At 43.9% G+C, this 19,191-nt stretch carries 18 protein-coding genes and 1 pseudogene; 9 read left to right on the plus strand and 10 right to left on the minus strand.

Annotated elements, in window-relative coordinates; all coding sequences use genetic code 11:
* Window positions 1–49: 49 nt before the first annotated feature.
* The 3 genes from ACYX4W_RS01350 to priA form a co-directional block, all read right to left on the minus strand.
* On the minus strand, window positions 50–790 hold the full coding sequence (locus ACYX4W_RS01350) for a hypothetical protein (protein ID WP_476074472.1): 741 nt from the start codon (window positions 788–790) through the stop codon (window positions 50–52).
* A gap of 72 nt (window positions 791–862) precedes the next feature.
* Window positions 863–1,453 (minus strand): SPOR domain-containing protein, encoded by a 591-nt coding sequence (locus ACYX4W_RS01355; protein ID WP_474804324.1) that lies wholly within the window; start codon window positions 1,451–1,453, stop codon window positions 863–865.
* Between the two features lie 132 nt (window positions 1,454–1,585).
* Entirely contained in the window at window positions 1,586–3,775 is a 2,190-nt protein-coding gene (priA, locus tag ACYX4W_RS01360) for a primosomal protein N' (protein WP_476074473.1), read from the minus strand.
* A gap of 453 nt (window positions 3,776–4,228) precedes the next feature.
* Here priA and rpmE point away from each other — a divergent pair, with 453 nt between their 5' ends.
* Complete coding sequence (gene rpmE / locus ACYX4W_RS01365) at window positions 4,229–4,441, plus strand: 50S ribosomal protein L31 (RefSeq protein WP_012519872.1); 213 nt, start codon at window positions 4,229–4,231, stop codon at window positions 4,439–4,441.
* A 174-nt stretch (window positions 4,442–4,615) separates the two neighbouring features.
* Here rpmE and ACYX4W_RS01370 read toward each other — a convergent pair whose 3' ends face one another.
* Entirely contained in the window at window positions 4,616–4,933 is a 318-nt protein-coding gene (locus ACYX4W_RS01370) for a hypothetical protein (protein WP_476074474.1), read from the minus strand.
* Between the two features lie 626 nt (window positions 4,934–5,559).
* Here ACYX4W_RS01370 and ACYX4W_RS01375 point away from each other — a divergent pair.
* A complete protein-coding gene (locus ACYX4W_RS01375) occupies window positions 5,560–6,795 on the plus strand; it encodes a malic enzyme-like NAD(P)-binding protein (RefSeq protein ID WP_476074475.1) in 1,236 nt (411 codons plus the stop codon).
* 162 nt (window positions 6,796–6,957) lie between these two features.
* On the opposite strand, the gene metJ is transcribed toward ACYX4W_RS01375, so the two are convergent.
* Window positions 6,958–7,290, minus strand: a complete 333-nt coding sequence (gene metJ / locus ACYX4W_RS01380) for a met regulon transcriptional regulator MetJ (protein ID WP_014950979.1) — start codon at window positions 7,288–7,290, stop codon at window positions 6,958–6,960.
* Window positions 7,291–7,450: 160 nt separating this feature from the next.
* Here metJ and metF point away from each other — a divergent pair, with 160 nt between their 5' ends.
* Both metF and ACYX4W_RS01390 read left to right on the plus strand, forming a co-directional pair.
* Window positions 7,451–8,338, plus strand: coding sequence for a methylenetetrahydrofolate reductase (gene metF, locus ACYX4W_RS01385; RefSeq protein ID WP_269918543.1), 888 nt, complete (start codon window positions 7,451–7,453; stop codon window positions 8,336–8,338).
* A 210-nt stretch (window positions 8,339–8,548) separates the two neighbouring features.
* On the plus strand, window positions 8,549–9,433 hold the full coding sequence (locus ACYX4W_RS01390; RefSeq protein WP_179984766.1) for a virulence factor BrkB family protein: 885 nt from the start codon (window positions 8,549–8,551) through the stop codon (window positions 9,431–9,433).
* Between the two features lie 122 nt (window positions 9,434–9,555).
* Here the strand turns inward: ACYX4W_RS01390 and ACYX4W_RS01395 are convergent, their stop codons facing one another.
* Together ACYX4W_RS01395 and ACYX4W_RS01400 are read right to left on the minus strand one after the other, a co-directional pair.
* Window positions 9,556–10,194 (minus strand): DUF2959 domain-containing protein, encoded by a 639-nt coding sequence (locus ACYX4W_RS01395; protein WP_179984767.1) that lies wholly within the window; start codon window positions 10,192–10,194, stop codon window positions 9,556–9,558.
* The gene (locus ACYX4W_RS01400) at window positions 10,191–10,433 is read right to left on the minus strand and encodes a hypothetical protein (protein ID WP_025257569.1); all 243 of its coding nucleotides are present in this window, start codon (window positions 10,431–10,433) and stop codon (window positions 10,191–10,193) included. The genes ACYX4W_RS01395 and ACYX4W_RS01400 overlap by 4 nt, the downstream gene beginning before the upstream one ends.
* 188 nt (window positions 10,434–10,621) lie before the next feature.
* Here ACYX4W_RS01400 and pip point away from each other — a divergent pair.
* From pip to ACYX4W_RS01415, 3 genes and pseudogenes are all read left to right on the plus strand, one after another.
* Window positions 10,622–11,600, plus strand: a pseudogene (gene pip / locus ACYX4W_RS01405) (prolyl aminopeptidase).
* Window positions 11,597–12,034, plus strand: coding sequence for a D-aminoacyl-tRNA deacylase (dtd, locus tag ACYX4W_RS01410; RefSeq protein WP_474804305.1), 438 nt, complete (start codon window positions 11,597–11,599; stop codon window positions 12,032–12,034). The pseudogene pip and the gene dtd overlap by 4 nt, the downstream one beginning before the upstream one ends.
* 232 nt (window positions 12,035–12,266) lie before the next feature.
* Window positions 12,267–13,181 carry a bifunctional GNAT family N-acetyltransferase/hotdog fold thioesterase gene (locus tag ACYX4W_RS01415; RefSeq protein ID WP_474804303.1) on the plus strand — a complete coding sequence of 305 codons (915 nt, stop codon included), beginning with the start codon at window positions 12,267–12,269 and terminating at the stop codon, window positions 13,179–13,181.
* Window positions 13,182–13,380: 199 nt separating this feature from the next.
* On the opposite strand, the gene rpoH is transcribed toward ACYX4W_RS01415, so the two are convergent.
* Window positions 13,381–14,235, minus strand: coding sequence for an RNA polymerase sigma factor RpoH (gene rpoH, locus ACYX4W_RS01420; RefSeq protein ID WP_179984771.1), 855 nt, complete (start codon window positions 14,233–14,235; stop codon window positions 13,381–13,383).
* A gap of 627 nt (window positions 14,236–14,862) precedes the next feature.
* On the opposite strand from rpoH, the gene ACYX4W_RS01425 reads away from it, so the two are divergent.
* Both ACYX4W_RS01425 and ACYX4W_RS01430 read left to right on the plus strand, forming a co-directional pair.
* A complete protein-coding gene (locus ACYX4W_RS01425; protein ID WP_476055640.1) occupies window positions 14,863–16,089 on the plus strand; it encodes an EAL and HDOD domain-containing protein in 1,227 nt (408 codons plus the stop codon).
* Window positions 16,090–16,243: 154 nt separating this feature from the next.
* Window positions 16,244–17,479: an EAL and HDOD domain-containing protein gene (locus ACYX4W_RS01430; RefSeq protein WP_476074476.1), complete on the plus strand. Its 1,236-nt coding sequence runs from the start codon at window positions 16,244–16,246 to the stop codon at window positions 17,477–17,479.
* Here ACYX4W_RS01430 and ftsX read toward each other — a convergent pair whose 3' ends face one another.
* Together ftsX and ftsE are read right to left on the minus strand one after the other, a co-directional pair.
* Complete coding sequence (gene ftsX / locus ACYX4W_RS01435) at window positions 17,480–18,460, minus strand: permease-like cell division protein FtsX (RefSeq protein ID WP_474856483.1); 981 nt, start codon at window positions 18,458–18,460, stop codon at window positions 17,480–17,482. It abuts the gene before it with no gap.
* Window positions 18,457–19,170 carry a cell division ATP-binding protein FtsE gene (gene ftsE / locus ACYX4W_RS01440; protein WP_476074477.1) on the minus strand — a complete coding sequence of 238 codons (714 nt, stop codon included), beginning with the start codon at window positions 19,168–19,170 and terminating at the stop codon, window positions 18,457–18,459. Before ftsE ends, ftsX begins: the two co-directional genes overlap by 4 nt.
* Window positions 19,171–19,191: the final 21 nt, after the last annotated feature.

Below are 19,191 nucleotides of genomic sequence, written 5' to 3' on the forward strand. Positions count from 1 at the left end.
CAAGGGTGAGACAAAAGAATGTGCGCTCAGAGGTTCCTACTATTTGGGCTTAGCGAAATCGGTATCCTTCAATGTCAAAACCAAAACTACTTTCATAACCTTTTACATACACCCATCCTTTGTTCGGTAAGCGTTTGTGCTCGCTTTCCCCTAAGCATAAGCGCCCATCGGACAAAGTCCCGCTCTCTTTCAGCAAAAGGGGATGTCGACAGCGTTTAGAGCCGCTTCCTTTTTCATAAGCAAATTTTCGTTCGGTCTCTTGTTTATCGGACGCTAAATGAATTGTGTAGGGTAATGCCACATCAACGAAACTAAAACATAAGAAAAAGGCTAATAGCGGCATACCAAGTAACGTCATTTTTCCACGCAAATCTTTAGTCACAAACTGCGCGTGTCGCTTATCGAGGGAGATAGACAGGTAATAAAAGACGCTGTAGACAAAAGTGAGGAGAAAAATGGCCCATGTTGAATTATTTAGCCATGCATTAATCACGATAAAATCAGTGAAAGCCGCTATGCACATTGCGCCAATAAGTACAAAAAAAGTACCATGGATGATGCGTGTTAATGGATGAAGCTCAGACCATTTAGGCCGAGTAAAATGCTCGTCTTGACCGGCGCTATCCGCATCATCATCAAATGACAGCGTAGCTCGCCTAGAATCGAGCTCGTTCTTCGCTGCCTGATAGCGCTCTGGAAAGGCCTGCTTATCGACATTTTCCAGAACGTCTTCAAGCTCTTCTATGCTATAAGCGGCGTAATCTGGTTGTTCGGTGATGGCAAAACCCATTGATACTTCCTTGTAAATACATACTTCCGCTACGCGCTATGCAGCGCATTAAGTGTCACCTACAATGAACTGCTACAAATTCCAGTACCAAATTTGGCATGTGGCAATGTTCACCTTACGCAGGCTGTGCTTGGCTTTTTCCGCATCGCGCTTAGATTCATATGGGCCAAGAATAACGCGGAACCAATCGCCGTTGCTGCCGGTGCTGTGTCTGATAAGAGCTTCTAAACCTTGGAATGCAATTTTGGCTTTCATCTCTTCAGCCTGGGCGCGGGTTCTAAATGAGGCGCACTGCATAAGATAGCGTTTGTCAGACTTTTCCTGCTCTCTTACTTCAACTTCTACTTCATACCCTGGCAGGGTCTTAATGTACTCCCACTCTTCTTCAGGCAGCTCAGGTAAAGACTCTTCTGTTGGGGCAACAGGTCGTGAAGCTTGAGTATCTACGTCATCCTCTACATTGTCTTTTATCGACCATAAAAATACACCGAAGCCAATCACTAAAGCGAAAATGCCTATAAGACGCACGATAGGAAGCTTCCCAGAAACTGGGGCGTTAGCTTGTGCGTTTGATCGCGTATTTGTGGCTGGCTTTCTACCTTTACCAGCGGGCTTCTTTTTTTGAGGAGAGCGTCCACGAGAGACATAATCGCGTTGAGCCATAGTCGGCAATATTCCTACTTGTTATCGTTGTTTGTATGCGTAAGAAAACGTCATATACCAAGTCTATTAGAAGGGCTGGTGTTTCAGCCTCTTCAATCTTGTTAAAATTTTAACGTATTGCTACCTAACAAGCTAACTGAAATCGGTAGGATCGATATCAATCGACCACCTTACCTTCATAGCCTGTGGTAACGCCTGTAAAAATGGCAGCGCCAAACGCAGCGCATTGTGAAGCGGCGCACGCTTTTCATGGCTGCATACCAGCATAAACCGAAACCTGCCTTGCCGCTTTTCAATTAAACAAGGAAACGGTCCGTTTATATCAATGGCGTGTTGTTGATTAAACACCTGCTTACTTTCCTGTAGGAAGCGATAAGCTAAACTGCTATCGGTAGCCTCTGCGCGAATAACAAACTGGCTAATAAAAGGGGGTAACCCTGCTGCCTTACGCTCCATTAAAGCGTGTCGCGCGAAATGCCCATAGCCATTGTGCACTAAATCTTGTAGTAAAGGGTGATGAGGATTATGGGTTTGAAGCCACATTTCACCGGGTTTACTTGCGCGCCCTGCTCTTCCAGCAAGCTGTGTCACAAGCTGGGCGAGCTTTTCTGGCGCTCTAAAATCGGCACTAAAAAGTGCACCATCACAATCTAGCACAGCAACTAATGTTACATGAGGGAAATGGTGACCTTTTGACAGTATCTGTGTACCTACTAGCAACTGGTACTCTTGGCGATTAATAGCATCAAGGGTTTGGTGAAGCTTGTCTTTACCCCGCACAGTATCGCTGTCTATTCTTACCTGTTTAACGCCGGGAAATAAGCTTGCTAGCCCTTGCTCAACTTGCTCTGTCCCCGTACCTGCGGTAACTAATTCATTGTGATGGCACGCTTCGCAGTTTGATGGCATTGAACGCATGCCACCGCAGTGGTGGCACTGTAACCGGTTTTGGGCTTTGTGCACGGTATAAGGGCGATCACAACGCTTACACATTGCGGTCTCACCGCAGTGATGACAAAGTAGCGCTGGCGCATAACCTCTTCGGTTTACAAACACCAACACCTGATTTCCTGCGTTAATGTGCTGACGCATTATCGTTAACAGGCCTTGTGAAATACCGTAATGAATAGGTTGGTCGCGTGCGTCCAGCACATGCTGATGTGTGCTTTTCGCCCCCCCTGCTCGCTTAGTTAGCTGTAAATGAGCATAGCGGCCGTTTAGTGCATTATTGAGTGTTTCAAGCGCGGGTGTGGCGCTGCCTAGTAAAAGAGGAATATTGTGCTGCTTGGCACGCATGGCCGCTAAGTCACGAGCGTGGTAGCGCAACCCATCCTGCTGTTTAAAAGACTCGTCGTGTTCTTCATCTACAATCAACATGCCGGGATTATGCAGCGGCGTGAAAATAGCCGAACGAGTACCAATGATAATGCCGAGTTCACCGGCTTTTGCACGCTGCCAAACATGTAAACGTTCTTTATCAGAAATCTGAGAATGCAAAACGCCCACCGCAATGCCAAAGCGCTTCTCAAAGCGTGACACGGTTTGCGGTGTAAGCCCAATTTCTGGTACAAGAATAAGCACCTGTTTTCCTTCGCGCAGTAAGGGTTCAATGGCTTGAAGGTACACTTCCGTTTTACCGCTACCGGTAACCCCTTCAAGTAAACTTACCGCGAAGTTACCTTGCTGACGATTAAGCGCAGCAATGGCAACCGACTGTTCAGTGTCTGGAGTTGGCTTTTCAGAAAGCGATAACGAGGCAAGCCAACTGCCCGGCTTAAATTCAGGAGCTATTTCTTCGATACATGCTAGTGACTTTTCAACCAACGCTTTGACCGCAGGTGCACCATACTGCTTTCGCGTTTGGGAGGCTAATAAAGCTCCACCAGCCAGCGCAGTAAAACAGGCTTGTTGTTTAGGCGCCCGCGATAACGTGTCTGCAGCCGTTTGCCTACCTTCTTCGGTAAGCATTAGCATATCTTGTGGTGTGGGCGCGGCCGACTCGCCTTTGCGTAATAAAACAGGCAACATGGCGTGCAGTACTTCACCCGGCGCATGGTGATAATACTGCCACAGCCACTGTGCCATTTTCAGCAACACATCATCTATAATGGGGCTATCGTCAAGTACCGACTCGATAGCTTTTAACTTGTCGACGTTGTCAATTTCACTTTCAGGTTTTTGGAGGGTTTCAATGACCACACCCACCAATTTGCGGGGGCCAAAAGGCACAACCACTCTTACACCCGCACGGAGTGCGTTGTTGTGGGTATATGTGAAAAGTTGGCGCAGTGGCACTGGCACGGCAACTTGGATAAAGGCCATTGCGAACGTTCTACCTTATTTGATGGCTGTTACAGCGCGTAATGCGCTTACTAAGCTTCTTATATTGAAACTAATAATACTGAAGCTACTTGCAGACCCATATATTACGGCAGTTTGCGCTGCTAACAGTTAGCTACACATTTTGCTATAGCGCACAATTTTACTATTGACGCTAATGGGCCTAGCCTTGAAAGATAAATATTTAAACATATTTTACTGGTAAGCATAAAAGGAATGTTTTTTTGTTTAGCTGTCTTGGGTAGCCTTCTTGCCAAGCTGCTTTGTTTAACAATTGGGCAAAAACCACTTGATCATGCCACATCCATCCTATATTATGCGCCGCTCTTTTTGCGATGGGTTGTTCTTTGAACGACTTATCATTTGAACTAAGTAACGTATGGTGTGCGACTTCGGGTTGTATAGCGATACGGCCTTATTATTTGAGGTAACCCAATGAAACAAGATATCCACCCTAAATACGAAGAAATCACAGCTACTTGCTCATGTGGTAACGTAATGAAGATTCGTTCTACGCTTGGTAAAGACATTAACCTAGACGTATGTTCTTCATGTCACCCATTCTACACTGGTAAGCAACGTAACGTTGATACTGGTGGTCGTGTTGATCGCTTCAAGAAGCGTTTCGGTGCATTGGGCAAAAAGTAAGCCTGATATCGAGTTCGAAAAAAGCGCCTTCATGGCGCTTTTTTATTGTCCAGAGAAAACTATTCACGTTAGTAAACTAACATTGAATAGCTCCCACTTATGCAAGCACCTCTAATCAACGCTAATTGATCATATCAATAACGCTCACACTTAAGATCAAAACACTCATTATAATTAATGAAGTTTTTCGACTCCTGACAAGTGTTTATCCCAGTCCCCTCTACTTTGTTTTTTACACGATTCCTCACTGTCGAAATACATTCCAGCTGGAATAGACTTTATAGATTCTAGGGCTATATTCACCTGGTTTATGAAGTCCATATCCCAACCGTTAATCAATGCTTGCTGCTTCTCTTGCTCCGTATTAAATACGGCAATAACTTTCGGCGCTTTCCAAGGTCCTAAATGCGTAAGCCATACGAAACCATTATCGTCAGATTTTACGTTTTCACACACATCAGTTAGCACCGCAATCAGTTTTCTTTCTGTCATATTCTTTGTCTTCAAAGCTAGCTTGAGAGGCCATTTATTGTATTTTATCAGAAAAACAATAGTGAAAATAAAGAGGTCTATCTTTGTGAAATATTATCCAAAGCTGTTTTCTCGAGTATAAATCGATAAGCATCTTAGCACCCGCGCCTATAATACACCTTCAAAATGAAATGAGACTTCAAAATAAATTTTATGAATGACAATTATAGACTTATTTTACTGGTCTAATTAGTATGCCTAACCTACATTGGTAAATGAGAATTCTGATCAGATATGTACACAGTGATTGGCTGTGTTAGAGTTGCGATCGGCACCTTGATAGTGAGCATTAATTTTATGAATAATGCTTTACTGCTAAGGCTTGTGGCGCTTTTGGATATAAATTCAGGTCTAAATGTTAGACCTAATATCAACAGCGATATGTGAGGGAAATCAGGAAGAGTTAACGCTAGGTCTGCAGTTTCCAACGTACCACACTGGTGCTAACAACTATTTATAATCACTTTTGTCATTAGTTAGTTGTAACGCGCTTATGTTTATCTATCTATAACTACAACGATAATAAAATAGCTACAGAGCGTGAACAAAAATACCGATGAACCCTACATCTAAGGATACCTTTTTACATGTCAGATTTTAGACAACGCGCACTCGACTATCACGCCAAACCCACACCTGGAAAAATTCGCGTAGAGCTATCTAAGCCAGCCGATAGCGTCGACGACCTTGCTCTTGCCTACAGCCCGGGCGTTGCCGAGCCGGTGAGAGAAATCGCCGAGGATGCAGATAACGCTTACAAGTATACGGGCAAAGGTAACTTGGTCGCTGTTATCAGTAACGGAACTGCGATTTTAGGCTTAGGTAATTTAGGCCCATTAGCTTCAAAGCCAGTAATGGAAGGTAAAGCACTTCTGTTTAAACGCTTTGCTGGTTTAGATGCCATTGATATTGAAGTGAAACATCGTACGACCGAAGAGTTCATCAATACTGTAGCCAATATTGCTGATACGTTTGGTGGTATTAACCTAGAAGATATCAAAGCGCCGGAGTGCTTTGAAATTGAGCAAGAACTCATTAAGCGCTGTAAAATCCCAGTATTCCATGATGATCAACACGGTACCGCTATTGTAACCGCCGCAGGTATGCTTAACGCTTTAGAAATTCAGGGCAAAAATATAGAGAACGCTAAAATTGTTTGTATGGGTGCCGGAGCAGCAGCGGTTGCCTGTATGGAGCTACTGATTAAGTGTGGTGCCCAGCGTGAGCGTATCTACATGTTAGATAGAAAAGGCGTTATCCACACTCGTCGCGAAGATTTAACTGAGCACAAGAAGCTGTTTGCTAACAATACTGATAAACGCACCCTTGAAGATGTAATGGAAGATGCAGATATCTTTGTTGGTGTGTCAGGCCCTGATGTTTTGCCACCAGAAGCACTTTCTTTGATGGCTGAAAACCCAATCGTATTTGCATGTTCTAACCCAGATCCTGAGATAAAGCCTGAGCTTGCTCACGAAGTGCGTAAAGACCTAATTATGGCTACTGGCCGCTCAGACTATCCTAATCAGGTGAACAACGTGCTGTGCTTTCCGTTTATTTTCCGCGGTGCTTTAGATGTTCGCGCAACAGCCATTAATGATGAGATGAAAGTGGCGGCAGTTGAAGCTCTTCGTGCTATTACGAAAGAACCTGTACCACAGGAAGTATTGGCAGCGAGTAAAAGTGACAGCCTAACATTTGGTAAGGAGTATATTATTCCTAAACCTATGGACCCACGTCTGTGCGAGCGTATAGCTACCGCGGTATCTAAGGCGGCTATTGAGTCGGGTGTTGCACGAGTACCTGAAAGCCCAGAAAAATAAAGTTCTGGCGCACAAGGCTAAAAAAGGTTGTGTTAACGCTCGATCAATATTTGCTTAAAAGTGCGCTTAAAGAATACAAGTACATAAAAAACGGCGCTGTGTTGTAGGCTATCAACTAGTAAAGCCTTACAACACAGCGCCGTTTCTCTTTAATACTAAATATCAGTCGTCTTCAGACACATCATTTTCGAAGCTTGGGTCAATGCCCATTTCTTCCATAATACGCCTAGCTTCAGCCGGCACGCGATTAGGATTGTCTTTACGCAGGTCATCGTCGTTAGGCAAAGGTTGCCCGGTAAACGCGTGTAAAAACGCTTCACACAATAGTTCCGAATTAGTGGCGTGGCGCAAATTATTGATTTGGCGGCGGGTACGCTCATCAGTAAGTGCTTTAAGCACATTAATAGGTATAGAAACAGTGACTTTCTTTACCTGCTCGCTCTTTTTCCCATGCTCTGCGTAGGGGTGAATATATTTACCGTTCCATTCTGCCATTGTACTAACTCGGTCTACTCTTTTTATATTATGAAGAGAAATTCTAAACAAGTTCACGAAAAGGTCAATTGAGCAGTGTAAACCTCTTGACGTCTAGACATATATTCTTTAATTTAGACGTCTAAACGTCTATAAGATTACATTTTTGAGAGTATAAACCATGGTTTCTTACGCACAAGGTATCGATGCATTAAACCAGTCCCTGTCGGAGCTGCGTGATATTGATGTATCTTTTGAATTCTTTCCGCCTAAAACGGAAGCCATGGAGCAAACCCTGTGGAAGTCGGTTGAACGCCTAGCACCGTTAAAGCCAAGCTACATGTCGGTTACTTACGGCGCCAATAGCGGTGAGCGTGACAGAACCCACGATGTGGTAAAACGTATTCAACAGCAAACAGGCGTTGCTGCCGTTCCTCACTTAACCTGTGTCGACGCAAGCCGTGATGAATTAAAGCAAATTGCAAAAGACTACTGGGATTCCGGCATTCGCCGTATTGTTGCACTTCGTGGCGATTTGCCTAAAGGGGTAGACAAAACAGAGATGTATGCCTCTGACCTAGTTGCCTTATTAAAAGACGTTGCCGATTTCGATATTTCAGTTGCCGCCTACCCGGAAAAACACCCTGAAGCGCCAAATGCGCAGTTCGACTTGCTAAACCTTAAACGCAAAGCAGAAGCTGGCGCTACCGAAGCGATAACCCAGTTCTTTTTCGACACCAGTGTTTATCTGCGATTTAGAGACCGTGCAGCCGCCGCAGGTGTAGACTTAGACATAGTGCCAGGCATTTTACCCGTGACTAACTACCAAACGTTAGTAAGGTTTGCAGGCTTTACAGATGTTCACGTACCGGGATGGTTACACAAGATGTTCGACGGTCTTGATGCAGATGATCAAGCCACTCGTAACCTAATAGGCGCTAACATTGCCATGGACCAAGTGAAAGTTCTTGCAAAAGAAGGGGTGAAGCACTTTCACTTCTATACTCTCAACCGTAGTGAACTAAGCTATGCAATCTGTCATATGCTGGGGGTGCGCTCCGGCGACTGATTTCGTATAGCTTTAACAAAGTTATACAGTTAGATGACTAAAGGCGCATTCATGCGCCTTTGTTGTATAAAGATTGCATTAACCTTTTGCCACTGACGCCTACGCCAGTTACCATTTGCTGCAATATGAATTGAACTATTGATACCGTAAGGTCTCCCATCAAAAGATCACGCTGTTTATCTGCCAGAGGGTATCGCCAGGAGAAGTCGAGTGGATTTAGACAAGGTTAAAACCTTATATAACAATGTTACCCCTCAACTAAGAGAGCTCTTCAGCATCTTTATAAAGCGCTGTAGAGAAGACAATATTACTATTTCTGCTGGGCACTTGGCTTATGTAACTTTGTTATCTTTAGTACCCTTTATTATGGTGACCTTTACCATAATGTCGGCCTTTCCTGCCTTCGCTTCAGTAAGAAGTAAACTTGAGCATTTTGTTTTCAGCAACTTTGTGCCTACCGCCAGCGATGTGGTGCATAAATACATGACCGATTTTGTTGGCAACGCCTCGCAAATGAGCGCTATTGGTATTTTGTCACTGCTGGTCGTAGCGCTAATGCTCATATCAAACGTAGATAAAACCCTGAATAGAATTTGGCGCACGCAAAGTGACAGACCCATAGTGTACACTTTTGCTATCTATTGGATGGTGATCACTCTAGGGCCTATGCTTATTGGCTCTAGCGTAGTAGTAAGTTCCTATTTAACTGGCCTTGCTGCTTTTACCGAAGAGTACACGCCTGGATTGGGAACCTTCTTACTCAGCCTTGTGCCAAGCGGTGCTGCCATGCTCGCATTCACTATTTTGTACATGGTAGTGCCAAATAGAAGAGTGTTTGCCCGCCATGCATTCATAGGCGCGATTGTTGCCACTATAGCTTTTGAAATTACTAAATCAGGCTTTGCATTGTATGTAACAAACTTTCCTTCATACGAGTTAATTTATGGCGCCCTTGCGGTGGTACCTATCCTCTTTTTATGGGTGTATTTGTCGTGGATAATCGTGCTGTTCGGTGCAGAATTCACGTGCAGTTTAGGCGAAGCTTTTGAAAATCGTAAAGCAGAGAACGAGCCGCGCAAAGTTCCAAAGGAGTAGCCAACCTAATGTATAGACAGGCGTAATTATGATTAACCTTACGCCTCGGCTTTCAAAAAATGCATAAAACGAAAGAAGGGAGCTATAAGCTCCCTTCTTTATAATTAATGCCTAACTAACGGCTAGTTTTTCATCGAAGATATAAAAGCGTCAGACTCAGCGATAGCTGAATTCATTTGTCTGATAAGCTGAGCAACATTGTTTTCAATAGTAGAAAGTTCGCCCTGCAGTGCGCCAATGGCGCTGGCATTTAAGTTGTGCTTCAAGTACAACACATTATCTTGAAGTGCACTTAACACTGGCGGCATTTTGCTTTCTGCTTTGCGCATTGCTGTCATTAATGAAGAATAGCGACGCTTGGTTTCGCGAAGCTTCGCCGCGCTATCCCGTTTCAACGACGCATTCTCATACTTTTCAAGCTCTTCTGCCCACTCATCAAATAAAGCTTCAGCAACGCTTTCCACTTTATCGATGCGTGAACTCACTTCTTCTGAAGCGGCAACGCTGTCTTCGTACTGACCATTTAAGCGATTGTAAACGTCTTCTAGCTCTCCACCATCGAACGCAACAGCAGCACTGAATGCTTCTAACGCAGAGTTAAACTGCTCTTGTGCGTCTTCCTGTGATTCTTTTGCGTTTTCAACGCGGTCAACTAAGATATCGCGCTTTTCAACGCCGACCTTTTCCCATGCTGCGTAATATGCAGACTGGCACCCGCTAAGGGCAAGCATAGCAACAAATGCTGATGCGATTAACTTCATGCGGTTACTCCACCTCTAAAACGTGCTGCGCTTATAATACAAATCAAATGCAAAAGGGCGCCTAAAGGCCAAAAGACAATGGCTAGTACCACAGTTGCAGCTAAGGCATAACATACGCCTACTGTGATGAAAAAGAACAATGCACCTAAAATTCTTCCTTGTACCAGGTGACCTAACCCAGGAATAAAGAAGTTACAAATTGCGGCGATTACGTTACCGCCCGATCCTTGACCTGCCATATAAACATCCTCGCATTTATGACTATAATATGATTAGCTAGCACGTAATGACACTTGTTCTATAGTATAGACTTAACGTTTATTACTTAATTTAAAAGCAAAAACGGCGTTGAAGCAGTCAGCACGCAAACGTTTGTATAACAATAAACTAAACTAAAACAGGCACTCACACAACGCGCAGAAACAAAATGAAACGACTTTACCCCGATGTTACCTACTATGAAAACGGATTTATCGAAGTGGGAAGTGGGCATTCGCTTTACTTCGAGCAAAGTGGCAATCCAAACGGTATCCCCGTGCTTTTTATTCACGGCGGGCCTGGCGCAGGCTTACCCCCTAACTACAAATGCTTTTTTGATAGCAACAAGTATCGCATTATAGGTTATGAGCAACGTGGTTGCGGCCGCTCTACCCCACTCGCCGATACATTAAACAACGACACTTGGTCTAACGTTGAAGATATAGAAGCACTACGAACTCACCTTTCTATACCAAAATTTTTACTATTCGGCGGGCTCATGGGGCTCTACGCTCGCCTTACTTTATGCGCTCAAGTATACCCCGCGAGTAACAGGTCTCATTCTTCGCGGCGTATTTTTAGCCCGGCAAGAAGACAGAGATTGGTTTTTATCGCCAAATGGATGCGCTGCTCAGTTATTTCCTGAGTACTACCGCAAATTCACCAAGGATGTGCCTACACCGGTGACCTCAAGCGCAGTCTGCAGTTTTTATAGCGCTATGGTACGCTCTAGCAATGATGTACTGCGTCACGCAGCATTAAAGCGCTGGTATCAGTGGGAAGAGCGATTGTCGCGCATTACTTTACCCCCCGGCGTAGGTGATTCCACTGACAATTACCCCATGCAACTGGTCACTTGCCTGGCAACGTTGGAGTGCCACTTCCTTTCTAACAAATGCTTTTTAGATGAAAACTACATTCTTGAAAACATTGACAAAATAAGTCATATTCCGGGCACTATTGTTCATGGTCGCTACGATATGATTTGTAAAACCGAAGCCGCTGAAGCACTTCACAAAGCATGGCCTCAGAGCCAGTTACAAATCATCCCAGATGCGGGGCACAGCACATCCGAACCCAGTATAGGTTATGCCCTTTGCCGCGCTACTCGCGACATGTCACGTTTTATTCAGGAGTCATCTAAGTGATAGGACTTATCCAACGGGTATCAGAAGCTAATGTAACTGTAGACGGTAACGTTATTGGTGAGATTGGCAAAGGCATGTTGGTGCTGTTAGGTGTTGAAAAAGAAGACAGCGAAGCGCAAATAGAGAAGCTGGCGAATAAACTCTGTCGGTATCGCATGTTTAGCGACGAAGATGGCAAAATGAATTTAAATATTGAGCAAGTCGATGGCGAAATACTGGTGGTATCTCAGTTCACGCTTGTTGCAGACACTCAAAAAGGGAATCGTCCAGGCTTCTCTCGCGGAGCATCCCCAGAGCATGGCCAAGCTATCTATGAACAATTTGTGCAGGCCCTTAAAAATAAAGGCATGAAAGTAGCCACAGGCGAGTTCGGTGCAGACATGCAGGTTGGCCTTATTAATGACGGGCCTGTTACTTTTCAGTTTAGTGTCTAAGAGCTCAAAGGGGCGCGTCTCGCTGCACTAGGCGGCTAAACCTTTCTTTTTCCAGCTATGCGAAAGCAATTCGGGCATTCCTTGCTGTTTAGTCCGTAACTATTGGGTCCTTCGGTTTACTGGTGACTGTGTACTTCTTCGGCATTCCAAGTTTGCTTACATAATTAAACTTGTACCTCATGGGTTCTTACGTTTAAATACTCCTTCACTCATTTAAGAAGGTCGGTTTATTGTGTACAAGGTAGTTACGCCTAAAAGCGACGCCGAATTTGAAGCCTATTTTCATTTTCGATGGGAGCACTTGCGCCAACCATGGAATTTCCCTCCTGGCTCTGAGAAAGACGAATATGAACAGGTCGCCGAGCATCGGATTATTACCAACCGTAAGAACGAAATTGTAGCCTGTGGCCGTGTTCATTTAAACACCGCTGAGGAAGCACAAATCCGTCATATCGCGGTACATCAGGACCATCAACGTAAAGGCTTAGGTCAGATGATAATGGCAGCGCTGGAAAACGTTGCCAAAGACTTGGGTGCTGAGCGCGCAGTGACAAATAGCCGCGAAATATCTATCGACTTTTTTAGTGCCTGCGGTTTTGAGATTGAGCGTGAAGCCCCTAATGAACTAGGCATGCTTAAACGCCAGCAAATGGTTAAAAAATTCACCGAAAACAATTCCTTAATACTACACCCTAAATGGTGTAAATCGCTGCAGGAAACGTGGTCAGAGACTATACCTATTACCGAACACATGGGTATCAAACTATATCAGTATACCGGGCGTACTCTGGAAACCCGCGCCTCACTGAATAAAAATATTAATATTCACGGCACCATGTTTGCGGGCAGTATTTTTTCTTTAGCTACACTGACCGGCTGGGGCATGATTTACTTGCAGCTTAAAGAGCGTGGTTTAGACGGTGATATTGTATTGGGCGATGGTGATATCCACTACCACAAGCCGATCACTATGAAGCCAAGGGCCATCTGTAATATTGAAACCCTATCGGGTAAGTTCAAGCCCCTTGAAAGCGACAACAAAGCACGTTTTGAATTGAGCGTGGCTATTTTAGACGGCGATACACCGGTAGCGGAATTTGAGGGTGTCTTCTACGTTCTTCCCCCTTCAAAAAACGAAGAAGAGTAGCATTAGGTTTAACGCCTAGTTGCTTACATGTAATTCCCAACATATCGATACATACATGACTGCTTCAACGGTGAATTGAAAGATACTCTTCACCCTTTTCTAAGAGCCGTCATTACAATGAAACTCTACACATAAAAAAAAGCGCCTTTAAGGCGCTTTTTTCAACGTTAAGTTTTGTATAAGCTGTGTTGTGCGCGTACTACGCGACCATAGCAGCTTGAAGTTTTTTCATCGCGTTCTTTTCAATTTGACGAACACGTTCTGCAGATACCTGATACTTATCAGCTAAATCTTGCAGCGTAATCTTGTTGTCTGCTAACCAACGGGTTTCGATAATGTCTTGGCTACGCTCATCTAGCGTTTTAATTGCTGAATACAAACGCTTGCTCGCCGCTGTATCCCAGTCATTGTTAATCACGTCAGTTTCAACATCTGATGATTTATCTTCTAGATATTGAACTGGTGCGAAATTGCCTGTTTCATCTTCATCCGCAGTTAAGTCGAACGCTTGGTCTTGAGAACTCATACGCGCTTCCATCTGAAGCACCTCTTTTGTACTCACGCCCAATTCGTCCGCCACCGTTTGCACTTCAGCATGGGTAAACCAACCAAGACGCTTTTTCGCCTTACGAAGGTTAAAAAACAGTTTACGCTGCGCTTTAGTTGTCGCAACTTTAACTATTCTCCAGTTTTTAAGTACAAACTCATGAATTTCAGCTTTGATCCAATGTACCGCGAAAGAAACCAAACGCACGCCCACGGTTGGGTCGAAACGCTTAACTGCTTTCATTAGACCGATATTACCTTCTTGAATTAAGTCGGCTTGTGGTAAGCCATAACCTGAGTAAGATTTTGCAATGTGCACTACAAAACGAAGGTGTGACATTACTAGCTTACGAGCGGCTTGTAAGTCTTCGTCTTCGCGAAGGCGCACTGCCAACTCGCGCTCTTCCTCAGCGCTAAGCATATCAATGCTGCTTACAGCTTGGATGTAGCCTTCAATGCTACCGCTGTGTGGCACTGACAGGGCCATAGATTGCAAATTGTTGCTCATTGTTCACCTCATTTATTGCCGCTTCATATTAGCAAAGTAACTGAAGCTGCGCGAGACCTCATTAAGATATGAAGTCTAACCAATATGTAGGTATAGTGACTATTTCTACAATATCAAGACCTAGAATAAGAAAAAAAGTTCAACTTCAAGAAAGAACTATGCATTTAGCGCTCTTTCAGTCAAAACCTCTCACCATTCCTTATGAGCGCTAGCTCTTTTGACTTCATACTCCACTAACGCCACACCCGTTCAATGACTGGCCTGCACTTAGTGGTAGTTGGGTAGGTCATTTAACTACAACACTATTATACTTTAATTACATAGCTAGAGTTAAAAGCTAATCTCACTGGTATGAATTCTAACGTTTATACGCTACCTGCTTCAGCGAAAGCATAAATATTAGCAACCTGCACTCTTAGCGCTTTTCAAGTTCATGCAGTACTACCATACCCTTGTGATATTAGTATTTTAAACCTTGCTTTTCTGTTCGGAAATTGAAAATATTAGATTGTATTAATCGATTTTGCACTACGACCGCTGCATGGCATTTTCCAGACAACAATAATAAAAAACTGGAAGGGAAATACTTAAGGAAGGAGTAAGGCAAGTAAAGCAAAGAGGAACTCGATGTTTGCTTACGTCGCTAGACAACCCATATTTGATGTAAATCGAGAGGTTTACGCTTACGAACTGCTTTTTCGCGTGGGCGAGGAAAATTGCTTTCCGGATATCCCCCCCGATGAGGCCACCTCGAAAATTCTCACCTCTACTCACTTAAGTTTAGGTATTGAAGAAATTACCGGAGACAAAAAAGCGTTCATCAATTTTCATCGAGATACGCTAATGTTTCGCTTTCCCACGTCGTTAGATGCTGACAAAGTTGTAATTGAAATCGTTGAAACGGTAGAGGTAGATGACGCCTTAGTTGCGGCGTGTAAACATATTCGAGGATTGGGTTACCCAATTGCCCTAGACGATTATGACATGAAGGGAAAATGGGAAGCCTTCATTCCATTCACCAGTGTGGTGAAAATTGATATCACCGAAATTTCTCACGATAAAATCCCCGCCTTGGTAGCGCGTTTCAAATCAAACAGCATCAAATTAGTAGCCGAAAAGATTGAAACCTATGAAGAATTTCATAAATTCAAAGACATGGGCTTTGATTACTTCCAAGGCTATTTCCTAGCTAAACCAGAAATTGTTAGGCATAGGAAGTTGGGGCCAAGCAGCTTAACTATGATGGAGTTGCTCACCTTAAGCAGCCAACCCAAGCTTAATTTCGATGATGTGAATAAGATTATTGAAAGAGATCCATCGCTTACCTACTTGCTGCTGCGCTTTATCAATAACCCGATGGTGAATAAGCGCCATAAGATAACGTCACTTAAGCATGCGCTAACCTTTATGGGTGAAGTAGAAGTGAAGAAATTTATATCTTTACTTGCTCTTGCCAATTTAAGCGATGGTCAACCCACCGAATTGATGCAGATGGCGCTGGTTCGTGCGAAATTTTGTGAGTTAGTGTTTACCCAACTTGAGACGTCTGACAATCCACTGAAAGGCTTCCTTACTGGGCTATTGTCTTTGCTTGACGCCATGATGGAGCAACGTATTGATGATTTGGTAAGCAAGGTACCAATCAGTGATGATGTTAAGGACGCGCTTTGCGGTACTCCCGGTATGCTGCGTAACTGCTTGACGCTTGTACAATATTTTGAGCGAGCTAAATGGGCTGGTGTTAAACAATTTGCGGCAAAATATGAAATGAAACAAAGCCTATTACACAGCTACTACAATGAAGCAATAAAGTGGGCAAAACACATTCATAACTCAGCATTGAAAGATGACTAACGAGCTCAATAAAAGAATAGGTTTTCAAAATAATCATTGATTTGTTGTTAGATTATACCTACATATCATAGACTAGGGTGTGGGCTTAATTTTTTCTAAGCCCATTTGATACCAATAAAAACCTCGTCAAACCATGTTGCCTCAGGATTAGTTTATGTTTGCGTTCATAGCTCGCCAGCCTATTTTAGACAAAAGCAAAAACGTATTTGCCTATGAACTCTTGTTCAGGGATGGTAAATCAGGCGCATACCCAGAACATAGCGACCAAAAAGCTAAGTATATTTCTGAACATTTTCATCCACTTGGGCTTGACGATATAAGCGGCGAGAAAACATCCTTTATCACTTTCTCATCTGATACCATAATTTCGCGCTTTCCAACTTCGCTCAATCCAGAGTCGGTCGTTGTTGAACTTGCCGACCCTACCGATAACACTAACGGTCTGTATGAAGCGTGCCAGCACATCAAACAGCTTGGCTTTAAGCTCGCCATCGACGACCCTATGATGGTAGGCGCAACCCATGATGTCTTCCCTCTTATCGACATAGTAAAAGTAGATGTCACTAAAACTCGCTTTGAAACCATCGAAAAGCACATCCCCCGCTATCATGATGCTAACGTGAAACTTGTTGCTGAGCAGGTCGATACCCAAGATAACTTCTCTACTTGTGTAGACTTAGGCTTTGATTTCTTCCAAGGCTATTTCTTTTCACAGCCTGAAGCGCGCATACTTAAGCAGCTTCCAGCCTCTAAAATGAATATCGTAGATTTGATGGGAGAGAGCTCAAGTACTAGCTTTGATGTTGAGCGCATTACCCAAATTATTGAACGCGACGCCACGCTTAGTTTCTTATTGCTAAAGTTTATTAATAACCCAACCATCAATAAGCGTTACAAAATTACATCGTTGAAGCATGCCCTGAATTACATGGGTGAAGTTGAAATTAAGAAATTTATCGCGTTATTAAGTCTGACTAATTTAGGCGATGAAAAGCCCCTAGAAATCATTCATATGTCGCTTGTACGCGCCAAGTTTTTTGATTTACTGGCCGAGCGCAGGGGCATAAAGAATAACCCGCCCATATCTTTCTTAGTTGGGCTATTTTCGTTACTTGAAGGTTTACTCGACCAGTCTATGACAGACATTGTGAAACAGCTTCCGCTGTCTGAAGAGGTGAACGATGCCTTGTTGGGTAAAAACCTGGAAATGAACAACTACATGACGTTAGTGCGCGCCTTCGAGAGTGCACTTTGGATGAACGTAATCAAGCAAGCAAAGTTGCTGAACATTGACCAAAAGCAATTACACATGCTGTACAACCAAGCTATTACGTGGGGCAACGGTGTACGCAGTGCAATTTCTTCACACTACCCGCGCGCTACTGCTTAATTATTTAGGCTCGATCTCTTTTACGTGACGTTGCACTGAGATTAGAGATCCGAGCAAGCCTAATAGTACTGAAAGCCCTAGCATGGTTAGCAATGCTGAACCGGTTAGCCCTGTAATATTAAAATCTTTCTGATACATGGCAGCAAATGTGGTTATGCTGCTATCCATCCACCACAAAATAATAATTACGGCAAACCACGCCATCAATCCGCCTAGTAAGCCATACCAAAAACCTGTGTATAAAAAAGGGCGGTGAATAAACGCATCGGTAGCTCCCACCAGCTTCATTACTACAATTTCATCGTATTTGTTGAGTATATTCAGTCGGATAGTGTTACCGATAATAAGCACTACAGCAATAAACAAGAGCAGGCCAATTAAGGTAACTAAGTCTCTTGCAATATCAATAACCGCGTACAAACGTTCTAACCACTCGATATCAAGCTTTCCGATGTCTACCTCGCGCTGCTGACGAAGCTTGTCTAACAGCGCTTTAGCAGCAGTAGGTGATGCGTGTTTTTCACCAGGCGTTACCAGTACGACATCCGGTAGCGGGTTTTTCTCCAAGTATGCGATAGCATCGCCCAACCCAGATAGGTGCTGAAACTCTTTAAGTGCGTCATCGGCAGGAATGTAAACTACACTGTCTATTTCCGACCAGGTATTCAGTCTGGCGACCAGCTGTTGTGAGCTTGCCGCATTGATACTAGGCTTTAGAAAAAGGGATATTTCTGATGCCTGATCCCAGCCTGCGGTAATTTTCTCTGTGTTTTTTACCATGATGTATAGCGTACTTGGCAAAGTTATACTTAAACCCAATACGCCAATTGTCATTAACGAGGCTAGGGGCTGCCGCCATAGCTCACCAAGGCTAGACAAAGCTTGTCGCACATGGCTAACAAAGAACATGATAATAGTTTGTACCATGCCTACTTTTGCTGAAGATGCGCCTTGGGCGCGACCTTTAAATAAAATGCTCACGACCACTCTCCTTCGCCATTACCTGAACCCGCGTCACTTATATCGTCGGTTAGGCCATCAGTAATCATTTGCCCGTTTTTAAGAGTGAGCGTGCGATAGCGCATACGAGCGATTAACCCTAAGTCGTGAGTTGCTATAAGCACCGATACTCCCGCTTGGTTAAAATCTTCGAACAAGCGGATAATTTCCATTGAAAGTTTAGGGTCGAGGTTACCGGTTGGCTCATCGGCAAGCAGTAAGGGAGGTTTATTTACCACTGCTCGCGCAATACCCACCCGTTGTTGCTCACCACCAGATAACGTAATGGGTAAGCAACGGACTTTGTCTCTAAGCCCCACCATTTCAAGGGCGGCTTCTACACGCTTGCGAATTTCTTTATGGGTGTACCCTTCAATGACAAGAGGTAACGCCACGTTGTCAAAAACCGATTTATCCATTAACAGCTGGTGACTTTGGAAGATCATCCCGATATCGCGTCGAATGTAAGCGATGTCTCGACGGGTAATGGCGTTGAGGTCGTGGCCATTAATAAGAACGCGCCCTACTGTTGGGCGCTCCATTAGGCTGATAAGTTTAAGTAGCGTGCTTTTTCCTGCGCCAGAATGCCCTGTTAAAAAGGCCATTTCACCCGGCGCAATATGAAAATTCACCTTGCTTAGCGCACGTTGTCCGCCCGGATAGGTTTTGCTTACCTGCTCAAACTTTATCATTATTTTTCCCTACCGCTTTGC

The organism is Alteromonas sp. ABH4_454 (assembly GCF_056311775.1).